The following is a 13362-nucleotide window of genomic DNA, read 5'->3' on the forward strand; positions in this document are numbered from 1 at the left end:
TCACCTCAAATGTGGTACATCAAGGACCGTTGTTGTTCGAGGATACGTTGTTGTTCGGCAAGCTCTTCGACCGTGATTGCCTCCAGCACTTGACGTTCTGCTTGGTGGACCTGCTCCCAGATTCTGCCCAGGAGGAGTTCGGGTTTGCTCAACCGTCTGGAAGCTGCCTGGCCGTTCATACCTGCCGATGGTAAGAGCGGGCCATCGAGAGCTTCGAGGATTTCAGCAATGGACAAGTCGGCAGGCCTTTTGGTCAGCACATATCCACCCTGGGCTCCACGGAGGCTTGTGACGAGGCCAGCTTTTTTCATGGCGTGCAACACCTGCTCTAGAAAACGCGCAGGAATGGCTTGTCGACGTGCGATAGACCTGGCTTGGATCGGCGTCGTACCTGTTCCCATCGCAAGATCTACCGCTGCCATAATTCCGTAGGTGGCCCTTAGAGATACCTTCATACCCTAGTATTCCGGTCGGAATTAGGAACACGTCATTCATAGCCTGCTTCCCGTTCATTTGTCAAGGGTCCTCTACCAGCATGCGGGAGCAGCATTTCGACCAACCGTTGAATCATTGCTGTTGTCATTGGTAATGAATGTACGGCGCGACCAATCGGATGGTGCACAAACTTCAAGCGGCCCAGAGACCTATCAACCCATTTCAAAGGCAAGACTAGAATCCAGCACCACGACTAAACGCTGGTCTTCCTATTCAACCGCAGAGTGCCCGATTCAACATTCGCCTTCAGTGTAGGGGAATCATCTTTGTTGAGTGACATTGATCAGTGTACGCGGCTGTGTGTTTTCAATGTATGTCCTGTTCGTAAATTTCCTGATTGACATCAAATCGGCTCTGGGCAATAATCCGGCCCTCTTCTTCACGTGGTGCCTTCATGTCGCTCTCTTCATCCGTGTTTAGTGTCCTGTTGCTGACAAGCGATCCGGAAATTCAAGCCCAGTACAAACAAGTGTTTAAGGATGCGTCGATCACGATTGTGAAAGACCTCACCGGCATGCCGAAGGACGCGGCAAGACGAAATTTTGATGCCGTGATTGTCGAATCAAAGCCTGGCTCATCGGTCGGCACAGCCGTGTTCCCTAGCAATATGGACTTATCCCATTGCCTCGTAATTACTGGATCGCGCAGCGCGCTGAAGCGCGCATCAAAATTCATGCAGGTGATGGGAAAACACAGGACTCCAGTGGTAAATGGAGCGGGAGCCCTCTCGCTTGAGGATTACCTGGAAGAGAAGATGGGAGATTTCGTCAAGGGGATGCGGAACGGATCAGCACGTAACCTCCATCCGATGTTGATCACGGCGATGGAACGCCCCCTCATCACACTGGCGCTCCAGGAAACCAAGGGTAATCAGATTCAGGCGGCGGAATTATTGGGACTCAATCGCAATACGTTGCGAAAGAAGATTCATGATCTGCATATTCCAGTGAAACGTGGTCGAGCCGTACACAGTCGCAGCGCATAGCCTTGGGTTAGCAGGTAGGGATAGTCATCGGTCACAAACCTTTAACTATAACGGGAGGGATAGAATGACCAAAGAAGAACTGATTGCAAAGATGGCGGCATCTGCCGGGATCACCAAAGTAGCCGCAGGAACGGCACTCCAAGCCTTCACCGGTGCGGTCACCACCTCATTGAAAAAGGGGCACCGCGTCACCCTGGTCAACTTCGGGACATTTACCGTCGCGAAGCGGAAAGCTCGCTTGGGTCGTAATCCTCGCACAGGAGAAACCATCAAGATTGCGGCGGCGAGGGTTCCGAAGTTCTCTGCGGGATTGGAACTGAAGAAAGCGGTGAGATAAAAATCCCTCCCGCACGAGATCGCTCGTCCGAGACACAAAAGAGAAGGCGGCGTGCTCCACGAGGAAGCATGTCTCCTTCTCTTTTGCATTTCTTGACACTTCAGTTGAGCCTATATTAGCATGCGCCCTTGGACGATAGGCGCGTAGCTCAGGGGGAGAGCGCTACCTTGACACGGTAGAGGTCGACGGTTCAAGACCGTCCGCGCCTACCATTCCGCCGAGGGCATCTGACCGTCTCGAGCGGTCGGGGTGCCTTTCGTGTTTTTGGGTCTGCCTGATCGTCGTAACTTATGAAGATAACGTTGAAAGATGGAACTTCTCGGGATGTGCCGGCAGGACAGACAGTCGGCAAATCCCTCTCGATCGCCGGTGTGGTCCTTGGTCCAGACGTCATTGCCGCGAAAGTCAACGGCGCGATTGTCGACCTCTCACGGGAACTTAACGAAGACGCCCTGGTTGAACCGCTTCGTTTTGACTCCCCCGACGGCCGAGAGATCTACCGACATACCAGTACACATATCATGGCCCAGGCGGTGAAGGAGCTATTCCCGACTGCGCAGCTCACCATTGGCCCGGCCTTGGAGGACGGTTTTTATTACGACTTCGCCCACGACCGTCCGTTTACTCCAGAAGATCTTGAAAAAATTGAAGCCCGAGCTAAAGAAATTATTAAACGCAATCTTTCGATCAAGAGAACTGAGTTTTCTAAGCAACAGGCGATCGAATTCTTCAAGGCGCGCGATGAAGCATATAAGGTCGAATTGATTGAAGGGTTTCCGGACAACGAACCTATATCTGCCTATACCCAAGGTGCCTTTGTCGATCTCTGCCGCGGTCCGCACCTTCCAGCCACCGGTCACGTGGGAGCCTTCAAACTTCTGAATACAGCCGGTGCATACTGGCGCGGAGACGAACGCAATCCCATGTTGCAACGTATCTATGGGACGTCGTTTCCCTCGCAAGCCGAACTTGACGCTCATCTCGCCAGGCTGGAGGAGATCAAGCGCCGAGACCATCGGAAGGTCGGCAAGGACCTAGATCTCATCACGATCCAAGATGAGATCGGACCTGGCCTGGTACTTTGGCACCCCAAGGGTGCTCTGATTCGCTTGTTGATCGAAAACTTTTGGCGCGAACAGCATCTCAGGAACGGATACGACCTGGTCTATTCCCCCCATGTGGCCCGCTTGGACCTCTGGAAAACCAGCGGTCATGTCGACTATTACCGCGACAACATGTTTACCCCCATGAAAGTTGAAGCCAGTGAGTATCAGCTCAAACCTATGAACTGTCCCTTCCATATCATGATCTATAAGTCCCACCTCCGCAGCTATCGTGACTTGCCGATTCGTTACGGCGAGCTGGGCACCGTGTATCGGTACGAGCGGACAGGTGTCCTCCATGGATTATTACGGGTGCGTGGCTTTACTCAAGATGACGCCCATCTGTTTTGTCGCCCGGACCAAATCGAAAGCGAGGTCAGCCGCGTCTTGGATTTCACATTTTTCATTCTTCGAACCTTTGGGTTTAGCGAATTCGAGGTCTACTTATCGACCAGGCCGGAAAAGGCGGTCGGCTCAGAAGAGCGATGGGCGCAAGCGACGACTGCGCTCGAATCAGCCCTCAAGGGACGCGGCGTAGCCTACGAGGTTGATCCGGGAGAAGGTGTGTTCTACGGACCGAAGATCGACATCAAAATCAAGGACGCGTTGGGCCGCTCTTGGCAATGTTCCACGATCCAAGTCGACTTCAATAATCCTGAACGGTTTGAGTTGGGATACATCGGGGAAGACGGGAAGTCTCATCAGCCGATCATGATTCACCGCGCCCTTATGGGGTCGATCGAACGCTTTTTCGGGATCTTAATCGAGCATTTCGGCGGAGCTTTCCCAACCTGGCTCGCTCCTGTTCAGGCCGCCGTCCTCTCGATCACGGATAACCAGAGGGATTATGTCGCCGGAGTTGTGGCACAATTGAAGGCTGCGGGATTCCGGGCAGAGGCCGACTTGCGTAATGAAAAGATCGGATTCAAAATCCGTGAAGCTGAGAAGGCTAAAGTGCCATTCATGCTGGTGGCCGGCGACCGGGAAGTCCAGGGCGGGACCGTGTCCGTGCGCGGACGCAGTGGAAACAACTTGGGCACCATGAGCGTGTCGGGGTTCATCGAACACCTCGGCCAAGAAGTCAGGCGACAAACCCAAGATCTTCAACCCACAAATTGAGAGGTGGCCTATCGTTCCCAAACTGCGAGTGAATCGTGAGATCAGGGTGCGCGAAGTTCGGGTGATCGGTCCTGAGGGAGAACAGCTTGGCATTCTTCCCACGCAGGAGGCATTCAGGCAGGCTCAGGAAACGGGATATGATCTAGTTGAGGTGGCGCCGACGTCGGTTCCTCCCGTCTGTCGCATCATGGACTACGGGAAATATAAGTATGAGCTCAGCAAGAAGGACCACCAAAGTCGGAGGCATCAGAAATCGACGCAGGTAAAGGAAATTAAGCTCCGCCCCCGGACCGACAAACACGATCTCGAGATTAAGATCAGGCAGATCAAGGGATTCCTCGAGGAAGGAAACAAGACGAAGGTGACACTGACCTACCGGGGTCGCGAGATGGCCAATCAGGAGATGGGACGCACGGTCATGAATTCGGTTATCGAACAATTAGCCGAGACAGGAACCATCGAGTACGCACCGCGTATGGAAGGACGGAGTCTGATCATGATCGTCGCACCGAAGAGTTAGATCAGCAATTTGAATCATTTCAACCAAAGGATTTACGCATTATGAAGATAAAAACCCACAGTGGAGCGGCGAAACGATTTTCGAGAACGGGTAGCGGGAAAATCGTCCGCCGAAAGGCAGGGAAACGGCACATCCTGACCAGCAAAAGACGGAATCGCAAGCGACGGCTCAGCGGGACCGTCGAGGTCGATGCAACGAAGACCCTCGCACTGAGGCGATTGCTGCCCTCCTGATGAAGCACGACATATTGATCACGCTATTAGAAAAGGAGTACTGAGTCATGCCTCGCGTCAAAGGTGGTTCAAAAACTCGGCAACGACGGAAGAAGCGGCTGAAGCTAGCGAAGGGACAGTATGGAGGGAAAAGCCGGCTGTTCCGCACCGCCACGGAATCCGTGGACAAGGGTCAAACCTATGCTTACACTGGCAGGAAAAATCGTAAGCGGGACTTCCGCCAGCTCTGGATTGCCCGCATCAGCGCCGGCGTTCGCGCGCATGGGCTCACGTATAGTCGGTTCATCAATGCGTTGAAGAAAGCGAATGTGCTGTTGGACAGAAAAGTGCTGTCAGACATGGCAATCAAGGACTCGACCGGGTTCGAGCGACTGATCGATCTCGCCAAGCAGCAGCTCGTTCCTACCGGCGCCTAACGTTTACTGCTAACTGTGTGGTGAGCTTTGATCGGGTCTGAGGATGTCGAGCCCCTTGCTCTCCTCAGATCCGTTCGCTGAGCTGCGTGACGTTCACTTCGAATGCCACTGCCGGCACTGTAATCTGCCAGCGTTCGAGCACTTCTGGGTGAAGCTCCCCGATCAATCCGACGTATTTCCCCTGCGATACAATACGGCCCGCTCGTCCTTCTAAGAACGAGGGATGTTGAAGCGGTTCAAGCTGATACGACTGGTTTAAATAGTAAAACAGCGTGTCCACACACGAATGGATCTCCGAGAAATGAGCCGTCGCGTGGACGAGAAGCGCCCCCAGTGTCACGACGGTTTGCGAGCCCAGTTCGTGAGTGGCATCGGGCCTTGCCACTTCACCAACTTCAAATAAGCGATGCGGATAGAACGCTCGGCCCGACGCGGTTTCAACTCGTAGCAGCGAGGGAAGAATCCATTGGCGAAGCACCGAGTAACTCTGTGACATGACATTGTCGACTTCGACCAACTGTCCCCATTCCGTTCCGTTCAATCGCATCGCTTCGCAGTATACTTGAGAAGACCCTAAAATATTGGAGATGACCTCTTGGAACCCCATCCCGACCATGAGATCTCTCGCTCGATCGGACGTCGCTTCAACCTGTGAGAGTCCACCGACGGTGAACTGGGAGGGCATAATCGGTTGGAAGTGTCCATACCCGCGACTAATGGCCACATCCTCCACGACATCCATGGCATGCATAAGATCCTGGCGGTATGGCGGCAGTGTAACGGTAATCGTATCGCGCGCAGTCTTGACTTCATAGCCGTAGTACTCCAACGCCTGCTTAATCGGTTGAACACCCATGGTCTGTCCCAGTGCCTGCTCAATCGTGGCAATCGGGAGAGTGCGGCTCTTGGCCAGGTCCAACGGCGTCACAATCTTCTTTCCGTGTTCGGTCTTGTAGGGATACACGACTTCGATCGGTTCGATAGTGGCCCCTCGATCGGCAAGATTCATTGCGAAGATATTCAGCGTAAGGATGACCATGGCCAGATCAGTTCCGGTTACTTCGACGAAGAGCGCGTCGTCGCCGACTCGCACCTCACCGGTGTCTCGACTATTGATAATCGGCGGGAATGACAACGCCTGATGCTTTGCATCGCGAAGCAGCGGAAGACGCGCTTGCCCCGCAAGGATATTTCCATACTCGAGACCCTTCGGATGAATGAGCAAGATTTCGCCCAACGTCATTGCAGTATCCAGCCCGAGCGGTGTGAATTTCGCTTCATCGGGTTTCACTAAGTCATAGGTCACAGGAAATTCTATCTGCGAAAGCCGATAGAGCCCGATTGATACGCTGCGTCGCTTCCGGCCGAAAATGTCCGCCAGCTTCTCTTGTGCTTGAATGAGTTGGGTCAATCCTTGTGGTGTCACACGATAGCCAGTCGCCGCACAAGCTGCCACATAGGGGCGAACTGATTCCAAACCAGGCGCAACGGTCAGTTGTTTCCGTGAGCGAGCACGCGGTTTCAGGAAAGGGTAGGGGCTGAGCTTCCCTTGTTGTGTCACGCGAATCTGACGAGCAATCCCTTCGCAGCACCAGAGGTCTGGACGGTTACTGTCTTGCAATTCGATTCGCAATTCGCCAGTCTCGGGAGTTTGACCTTTCAATTCCCCCTTCACTAAAGGTAACCACTCTTCGAGCTGTTCTATCGTAATCGACCGGTGCGCATCACCTGGCTTCGACAGAAGCGCTTCCAGTTCCTGTTTGAAAATAGAGATCGTCGGCATGACAGCCCTAGACGCTCCCTCGCATGGAACGAATCAGCTCGAGATTATCGGTGAACAGCTCACGAATGTCATGAATGCCGAGAGCGACCATTGCCATCCGATCAAGCCCTAACCCCCACGCGATCACCGGAACCTTGACCCCCAATGGCAAGGTCACTTCCTGCCGGAACAATCCGGCTCCCCCAAGCTCCATCCACCCCAAGCGCGGGTGGCGCACATGCATCTCGACCGACGGCTCAGTGAAGGGGAAATACGCCGGTAGAAATTTCACTTCTCTGGCCTGCGCTACCTCTCGCGCAAATAGGTTCAAGAGCCCTAGCAGAGTTCTAAAGTTAATATCTTCACCGAGCACGATGCCCTCGACCTGAAAAAAGTCTGTAGCATGGGTCGCATCGACTTGGTCGTAGCGAAAGCACCGGGCAATGGAAAAATACTTTCCCGGGATGGAGGGCCTTGATGCGAGCGTGTGAGCTGACACGGCCGTGCCTTGGCTCCGAAGCATCAATCGACGAGCCTGCTTGAGATCGAATCGATACCCCCATCCGGCTGATCCTGTGTCACCACCATCCTGATGGGTTTGGGCCACGCGGGAGAGAAACGGTTCGGCTATCGCATTGGCCAGTTTGGGCTCTTTAACGAAGTAGACATCATGGATATCCCGAGCCGGATGGAATTGGGGCATAAAGAGAGCATCCATGTTCCAGAACTCGGTTTCGACAAGGGATCCTCGCATTTCTTGGAACCCCATGCTCACGAGCTTTGTCTTCACCGCATCAAGGAATTCACGATAGGGATGTCGCTTGCCCGGAGCCATTCTTGGCGCCCTCAGACTGATGGTGTACTTGCGGAACCGCTTCGTGCGCCAACTCCCGTCCTTGAGTAGTTCAGGGCTCAACTGGGAAACCTCTTCCGCCATCTCTTGTCGCGAGAGCTGTCGAGTCGTTTCAACGCCTGACGGAGATAGCTTGAATGACCGAGTACCCCTTTCATCGATCCGGAACGGCTCTCGAGCGTTGCCCCGCTTCACGGCATGGTCTTGAATGACTTGCCGATAGAGCTCAGGGAACGCCTGGAGTTCGCGGGATGTCCCACGCAACTGGAGGAGTACCGCTCGGATGGCCTCTGCGGTCGCACTCGGACGGCCGGTCGCTTCGATACACCCACCCTGAATAATCAACAACGCTCCTTCCTTCTTGAGGCGGCCGATGGCTCCACTGACGTCAGCTGGTTCCAACCCTTCGCGCGATTGAATGTCCCGAATCGTGAGTCGCCTGCCGGTCTTGGCCGCATCGCGCGCTGCGGAGAGCACGCGCTCGATGGGGGAATACTTCTCAAAATACAGTTCCCCAATCTTGGTCAGCGAGACGACCGGCGTGGTGTGTTCTGATTCGACCGTGAGGAGCCCCTTGGCCAGGAGCCATTCGACAGCCATGCTCAGCTGAGACGGCTCCAGCCCAGTCGCCTGTGTCAGTTGCTCGGTGCTGAGCACACCGTTGGCCTGTAGACCAAACGTGGCGAGCACTTTCGTTTCAAGTGGGTGAAGGCTGTCGATGACGGAAGAAATATCCAACTGCGTGGCCTATCGGTGAGCGGAAGCGTGCTTTGCCGAGGCGGAGGAGGCGCGTACGGCTGTTCGCAAGGCAGCAATCGTGGCGGCATAGTCCTGGCTCTCAAAAATCGCAGACCCGGCCACGAGGATGTCGGCCCCTGCATCAAGAACTTGAGCGGCATTATCGACCTTGACCCCGCCATCGACTTCCAACAGAGCGCGGCTCTGCGTGCGATCAATCAACTGACGGGCAGACGTGATTTTCTTGAGCGACGAAGGAATGAACTTCTGTCCTCCAAAACCGGGGTTCACCGACATGATCAGCACAAGATCAACATCGGCAACGATCTCTTCTAGCGTGGTAAGAGAGGTCGCTGGGTTGAGCGTCACCCCGGCCTTCACGCCTCGCTCTTTAATGGATTGGACGGTACGATGCAAATGGGGGCACACCTCCACATGGACGGTCAAGTAATCTGCACCAGCCGCGGCAAACTCGCCGATGAAGGCGTCGGCGTTCGTGATCATGAGATGCACGTCGAGGGGGAGCTTTGTGACTTTTTTGAGCGCCTCGACAATGGGAGGGCCCACGGTCAAGTTCGGAACGAAATGGCCGTCCATGACGTCGATATGAAGAAAATCCGCACCGGCCCGCTCAACAGCCCCCACCTCATCAGCCAACCGAGCGAAGTCAGCGGATAAAATCGACGGCGCTATGTACGTCGGCTTAGCCATCATGAGACCTTGATGAGTCGTGCCGCGTAGAACCCGTCCATTGAGCAGCGATTACCCATCGTCGACAGTGCTCCCTTCTCGGTCAGAAATGCACGGGCGGCGGGCGGTAACCACGGCGCGACAGATTCAGGACGGAACTCCGCGTTGGACTGGCAAAACTGTTCGATGACGTTCTCGTTCTCTTCTGGCTCCGTCGAGCAGGTACTATAGACCAGCACCCCGCCGGCTCGCAAGCGCGCGGCGACCGAGTTGAGGATCTGAAGTTGAAGGGTTCGATGTCGAAGGAACGCCTGACCGTCCTTCCGCCATTTCGCTTCCGGGTGCCGGCGTAATACGCCCAGTCCGCTGCAAGGCGCATCGACAAGGATCCGATCGAAGCAGCCATCCTGTGTTTCAGCAACGTCAGACCATGTACCCGGTTGTTTGATATCACCCACGATGGGTTTTGCGATCGTAACTCCGAGCCGGCGGCAATTGACACGAAGGAACTCCAACCGTTCGGGCTTGCGATCGACCGCGTAGATCGTGCCCTTATTTTGCATCAACATGGCAAGATGGGTCGTTTTCCCACCTGGTGCCGCACAGGCGTCGAGTATTGTTTCTCCTGGCTGAGGATCAAGCAACGGAGGAATCAATTGCGCGGCTTCGTCTTCGACGTAAAACGCACCTTCCTGAAACCCCGGCAATGACAAAATCAATCCCCCGTCTTCTAAGACGACACCACAAGGGCTCACGTCCGTCGCCCGAGCCTTGAGTCCGGTTTCCTGCAACGTTTCGAGCAATGCTTCGCGCGCGATCTTCAATTGATTAATCCGCAGTGTGACCGGTGGAACTGCACTCGCTCCTGCGCAGGCCGCTTCAGCTCCAGCAACACCGAGGCGGTCGATCCATCGTCGACTCAACCACTCGGGAATCGAGTGGCGAACCGAAAGCGCTCGCGCTGGATCGGCTTCTACAGTCGGCCAGGGCGGAACCGGGCTGCGCAGCAATGAGCGCAATACCGCGTTCACGAACCCACTCCAGTCCCGACCCAATGGCTTCGCCCACCTCTTCGTCAATTGGACCGATTCATTGACTGCAGCGGAATGGGGAATGCGATCCAAATACAAGAGTTGATAGGCTCCGAGTCGGACGATCATCTGTATGGCAAGAGGAAGACGTGGGAGCGGTTTGTCCACAACAGAGGCAAGTCGCCAATCAATCGTTGCGAGTCGCCGCAAGACACCATACGTGAGTTCCATCGCCAGGGCTCGGTCTCGACTGTCACAACGATTCTGAGTCAACGCGCGGTCCAGCAGGAGATCAGCTCCTTCGTCAGATTTCACGGATTCAACTAAGACCGAGACGGCGACCGTTCGAGCGGAAGGCGAATAGGCGGATGAACGTGGTGATAGTAAACTGGATGTCATGAAAGATGCTTCGACCGAGCCTGCACAGGTACCGGTTATGGATGAGAGGATCGTCCCAGTATACTCCCCACGGAAATAGGATGGCCAGCCAGATATTGGGAAACCGTCATTCGGCGACGGTTCGCTGGCTGTAATTCTGCGAGCATGAGTACACCGTCTCCAGTGGCTACATGAACAGCATCCTTCGTCACGTGCATCACCGTTCCCGGCAACTCCGTGACCTGTTTTGTCATCGCCGCTGCTCGCCAAATGGTCCAGCGGTCTTCTCCTGCGAAGGTATAGGCACTGGGCCAAGGAGTGAGGCCCCGTATGCGGTTCGCGATAGCTGTGGCGCTTATGGTCCAATCGATCATTCCATCTTCCTTCTTCAGCAGCGGAGCCATCGTGGCCCGGGCATGATCTTGTTGGTGTGACACCAATGTCCCAGCCTTGAGTTGCGCGAGCGTCTTGATGAGCAGCCGTCCGCCCAACTCAGCCAAGCGAGGCGACAACGTCCCCGCCGTATCCTCCGGAGCAATGGCGAGACGCTCTTGGAGCAGGATCGCACCGGTATCCATCCCCTCATCCATCAGCATCGTGGTAATGCCCGTTTCTGTCTCACCATTGATAATCGCCCATTGGATCGGGCCGGCTCCTCGATACTTTGGCAGGAGAGAGCCATGCACGTTGATACAACCTCTTGGCGGAAGATTCAGAATTGCTAGGGGGAGGATGCGGCCAAACGCCGCCACTGTCATGACATCCGGTTTCCAAGCCGTGAGCGCGTCAAGAAACATCGGGTCCTTCATCTTGGTCGGTTGCAGGATCGGGAGTCTTTCACGTTCAGCGATGAGCTTGATCGGCGACGAGGTCAGTGATTGCCCTCGGCCCTTGGGGCGATCGGGTTGTGTGACTATGCCGACGACTTGATCATCTGATTTCAATAGAGTCTCGAGAGACGGAACTGCGAACTCCGGTGTGCCCATGAAGACGATTCGCATGAACACCTTTTACCTGCCACTTCCCGTGAAAGCAACCGACAGCGAGGCACCTTACCTTGACTAAGCTTCGATCGCTTTGTTAGCATCCGCGCGCGGGGTGGAGCAGCCTGGTAGCTCGTTGGGCTCATAACCCAAAGGTCGAAGGTTCAAATCCTTCCCCCGCAACCAACCAATTCACTTTTCTCTCATCAACTTACAACGGATTCGCTTCCGGCACCGACCACAGGGTGAGTGGTCGATTGTGCTAAAACTGTGCTAACTCCTGCCGGAACACGATCCAAAATCTCCACTCCCGCGCGGAGACTTTCCGGATGATGATGCGCATATCGCATGACCATCGAGATGGTTTTCCATCGTCCGAGGTTTTGCACGGTGTAGATGTCCACACCGGCTTGTACCAATCGAGTTGCGAAGGTATGGCGCAGATCGTGAAACCGAAACCGTTTCACGTCCGCTTTCCTCATCGCGGGATAAAACGCCCGCAAGAGATCCCTGGCATCCATCCGGTTCCCGGCCCCGTTGAAGAAGACATAATCCGTTTTCAACGATCGGACTTTGGCCCTGGCTTTTAGTACGTCCAGCGCTTTCGCACTCACCGGAAGCGTGTCTCTGCCTCCGTTCTTCTGTTCCAGCAGCGTAATCGTCCTCCGGAAGAGGTCCACCTGACCCCATTGGAGGTTGAGGATCTCGCTCTGCCGGAGTCCCGTGTTGACTGCGAAGACGATGATCTCCTGCAGCCAAATAGGAGAGGCCGCTAAAAGACGCTGTTCTTCTTCTGCCGCGAGCCATCGTTCGATCAGATTATGCACTTTCTCCTTTGAGACCCGTTGCACCGGATTGTCGGCCACCCATTCCCATTCCTTCATTGCGAGCTGAAAGGCATGACCCAAGAGCGTCAGCTCATTGTTGATCGTCTTGGCCGCTGCGCCGTCCGCTCGCCGCTTCGACTTGTGCGCTGCGATGAGAGAGGGGCGGATTTCCTTCAAGGTCAGATCCCCGAATGCCCGGATGAGATGCTGCACACGAGACAGATCACAGAGGTGTGTCTTGGGAGCTTTATTCGGTTTGGAGTGGTCTCGTAGGTACCGTTCCAAGAGTTCCTTCACCGTTTTATCGGCCCCCGCTTCGGGCGGATACCACTTGCCCTCCGCAATTTGGACCATTACCTTGTGATAAATCTTCTCCGCGAGCCTCTTGTCCGTGACTTCCGTGGATCTCCTCACCTGCTTTCCGAGGTAGGAAAATCTCATCCACCAGACGCGGCCTCGCCGAAACAGTGCCATCATTAACCTCCTTGTTTGGCCCTGTCTTCGTCCGGTTTCTCGCAGCGAGCAGTATAGATGGCGTGGATGGCACTCGCAATCAGTTGGTCGACGCCAGAGCTGCCTCTCCTTCGTGCATTGGCCTTCGCAGGCGAGAGCAGACGAGTAATAAACGAATCCAGCCATCGCTCTATTTCACTAGGATTAAAGCGCACAAGACCATAAACCTTCCGGCATGGAATCTTCCCCTGCGCCGCCCAGGCATAGAGCGTGGAGGGTTTGATCTGGAGCCGGTAGGCCAGTTCTTTCACCGTCCACAACAGAGGGTCTTCACGCCGACACTGACTGACGAGTCCTGACTCCGCCTCGTGATCCATGCATGTGGTATATCGTGTCCAGATGGAGGAATCTAAAACCCGACATGACAGCGGGAGGATGA

At 55.0% G+C, this 13362-nt stretch carries 14 protein-coding genes and 2 tRNA genes; 8 read left to right on the forward strand and 8 right to left on the reverse strand.

Annotation, left to right across the window (positions count from 1 at the left end; translation table 11 throughout):
* Positions 1 to 5: 5 nt before the first annotated feature.
* A complete protein-coding gene (locus VEI50_08725) occupies positions 6 to 455 on the reverse strand; it encodes an Rrf2 family transcriptional regulator (protein ID HXX75201.1) in 450 nt (149 codons plus the stop codon).
* Positions 456 to 889: 434 nt separating this feature from the next.
* Here VEI50_08725 and VEI50_08730 point away from each other — a divergent pair, with 434 nt between their 5' ends.
* The 7 genes from VEI50_08730 (at position 890) to rplT (ending at position 5208) form a co-directional block, all read left to right on the forward strand.
* The gene (locus VEI50_08730) at positions 890 to 1480 is read left to right on the forward strand and encodes a helix-turn-helix domain-containing protein (GenBank protein HXX75202.1); all 591 of its coding nucleotides are present in this window, start codon (positions 890 to 892) and stop codon (positions 1478 to 1480) included.
* A 64-nt stretch (positions 1481 to 1544) separates the two neighbouring features.
* Positions 1545 to 1817, forward strand: coding sequence for an HU family DNA-binding protein (locus VEI50_08735; GenBank protein ID HXX75203.1), 273 nt, complete (start codon positions 1545 to 1547; stop codon positions 1815 to 1817).
* A gap of 137 nt (positions 1818 to 1954) precedes the next feature.
* Positions 1955 to 2029: transfer RNA gene (locus VEI50_08740), tRNA-Val, on the forward strand.
* A 78-nt stretch (positions 2030 to 2107) separates the two neighbouring features.
* Positions 2108 to 4039: a threonine--tRNA ligase gene (thrS, locus tag VEI50_08745; protein ID HXX75204.1), complete on the forward strand. Its 1932-nt coding sequence runs from the start codon at positions 2108 to 2110 to the stop codon at positions 4037 to 4039.
* A 28-nt stretch (positions 4040 to 4067) separates the two neighbouring features.
* Complete coding sequence (gene infC, locus VEI50_08750; protein ID HXX75205.1) at positions 4068 to 4559, forward strand: translation initiation factor IF-3; 492 nt, start codon at positions 4068 to 4070, stop codon at positions 4557 to 4559.
* Positions 4560 to 4600: 41 nt separating this feature from the next.
* Complete coding sequence (rpmI, locus tag VEI50_08755; protein HXX75206.1) at positions 4601 to 4792, forward strand: 50S ribosomal protein L35; 192 nt, start codon at positions 4601 to 4603, stop codon at positions 4790 to 4792.
* Positions 4793 to 4839: 47 nt separating this feature from the next.
* Positions 4840 to 5208 (forward strand): 50S ribosomal protein L20, encoded by a 369-nt coding sequence (gene rplT / locus VEI50_08760; GenBank protein HXX75207.1) that lies wholly within the window; start codon positions 4840 to 4842, stop codon positions 5206 to 5208.
* Positions 5209 to 5272: 64 nt separating this feature from the next.
* On the opposite strand, the gene pheT is transcribed toward rplT, so the two are convergent.
* The 5 genes from pheT to fmt are packed head-to-tail and all read right to left on the reverse strand — an operon-like array spanning position 5273 to position 11661.
* The gene (pheT, locus tag VEI50_08765; protein HXX75208.1) at positions 5273 to 6991 is read right to left on the reverse strand and encodes a phenylalanine--tRNA ligase subunit beta; all 1719 of its coding nucleotides are present in this window, start codon (positions 6989 to 6991) and stop codon (positions 5273 to 5275) included.
* Positions 6992 to 6998: 7 nt separating this feature from the next.
* Complete coding sequence (locus VEI50_08770) at positions 6999 to 8561, reverse strand: phenylalanine--tRNA ligase subunit alpha (GenBank protein HXX75209.1); 1563 nt, start codon at positions 8559 to 8561, stop codon at positions 6999 to 7001.
* Positions 8562 to 8570: 9 nt separating this feature from the next.
* On the reverse strand, positions 8571 to 9275 hold the full coding sequence (rpe, locus tag VEI50_08775; GenBank protein HXX75210.1) for a ribulose-phosphate 3-epimerase: 705 nt from the start codon (positions 9273 to 9275) through the stop codon (positions 8571 to 8573).
* Positions 9272 to 10681 (reverse strand): 16S rRNA (cytosine(967)-C(5))-methyltransferase RsmB, encoded by a 1410-nt coding sequence (gene rsmB, locus VEI50_08780; GenBank protein HXX75211.1) that lies wholly within the window; start codon positions 10679 to 10681, stop codon positions 9272 to 9274. The genes rpe and rsmB overlap by 4 nt, the downstream gene beginning before the upstream one ends.
* Positions 10682 to 10716: 35 nt before the next feature.
* Positions 10717 to 11661, reverse strand: a complete 945-nt coding sequence (gene fmt, locus VEI50_08785) for a methionyl-tRNA formyltransferase (GenBank protein HXX75212.1) — start codon at positions 11659 to 11661, stop codon at positions 10717 to 10719.
* A gap of 91 nt (positions 11662 to 11752) precedes the next feature.
* Here fmt and VEI50_08790 point away from each other — a divergent pair.
* Positions 11753 to 11829, forward strand: a tRNA-Met gene (locus VEI50_08790).
* A 20-nt stretch (positions 11830 to 11849) separates the two neighbouring features.
* Here the strand turns inward: VEI50_08790 and VEI50_08795 are convergent.
* Positions 11850 to 12947, reverse strand: coding sequence for a site-specific integrase (locus VEI50_08795; protein ID HXX75213.1), 1098 nt, complete (start codon positions 12945 to 12947; stop codon positions 11850 to 11852).
* Positions 12947 to 13300 (reverse strand): helix-turn-helix domain-containing protein, encoded by a 354-nt coding sequence (locus VEI50_08800; GenBank protein ID HXX75214.1) that lies wholly within the window; start codon positions 13298 to 13300, stop codon positions 12947 to 12949. Before VEI50_08800 ends, VEI50_08795 begins: the two co-directional genes overlap by 1 nt.
* Positions 13301 to 13362 lie beyond the last annotated feature (62 nt).

This window comes from Nitrospiraceae bacterium (assembly GCA_035623075.1).
Taxonomy (GTDB): Bacteria; Nitrospirota; Nitrospiria; order Nitrospirales; family Nitrospiraceae; genus DASPUC01.

Coding starts and splice junctions, on each gene's coding strand:
- thrS (HXX75204.1), top strand. CDS start 2,108: ATGAAGATAACGTTGAAAGATGGAACTTCTCGGGATGTGCCGGCAGGA.
- VEI50_08725 (HXX75201.1), bottom strand. CDS start 455: ATGAAGGTATCTCTAAGGGCCACCTACGGAATTATGGCAGCGGTAGAT.
- VEI50_08800 (HXX75214.1), bottom strand. CDS start 13,300: ATGGATCACGAGGCGGAGTCAGGACTCGTCAGTCAGTGTCGGCGTGAA.
- rplT (HXX75207.1), top strand. CDS start 4,840: ATGCCTCGCGTCAAAGGTGGTTCAAAAACTCGGCAACGACGGAAGAAG.
- rpmI (HXX75206.1), top strand. CDS start 4,601: ATGAAGATAAAAACCCACAGTGGAGCGGCGAAACGATTTTCGAGAACG.
- fmt (HXX75212.1), bottom strand. CDS start 11,661: ATGCGAATCGTCTTCATGGGCACACCGGAGTTCGCAGTTCCGTCTCTC.
- VEI50_08795 (HXX75213.1), bottom strand. CDS start 12,947: ATGATGGCACTGTTTCGGCGAGGCCGCGTCTGGTGGATGAGATTTTCC.
- VEI50_08730 (HXX75202.1), top strand. CDS start 890: ATGTCGCTCTCTTCATCCGTGTTTAGTGTCCTGTTGCTGACAAGCGAT.
- pheT (HXX75208.1), bottom strand. CDS start 6,991: ATGCCGACGATCTCTATTTTCAAACAGGAACTGGAAGCGCTTCTGTCG.
- VEI50_08735 (HXX75203.1), top strand. CDS start 1,545: ATGACCAAAGAAGAACTGATTGCAAAGATGGCGGCATCTGCCGGGATC.
- rpe (HXX75210.1), bottom strand. CDS start 9,275: ATGATGGCTAAGCCGACGTACATAGCGCCGTCGATTTTATCCGCTGAC.
- rsmB (HXX75211.1), bottom strand. CDS start 10,681: ATGACATCCAGTTTACTATCACCACGTTCATCCGCCTATTCGCCTTCC.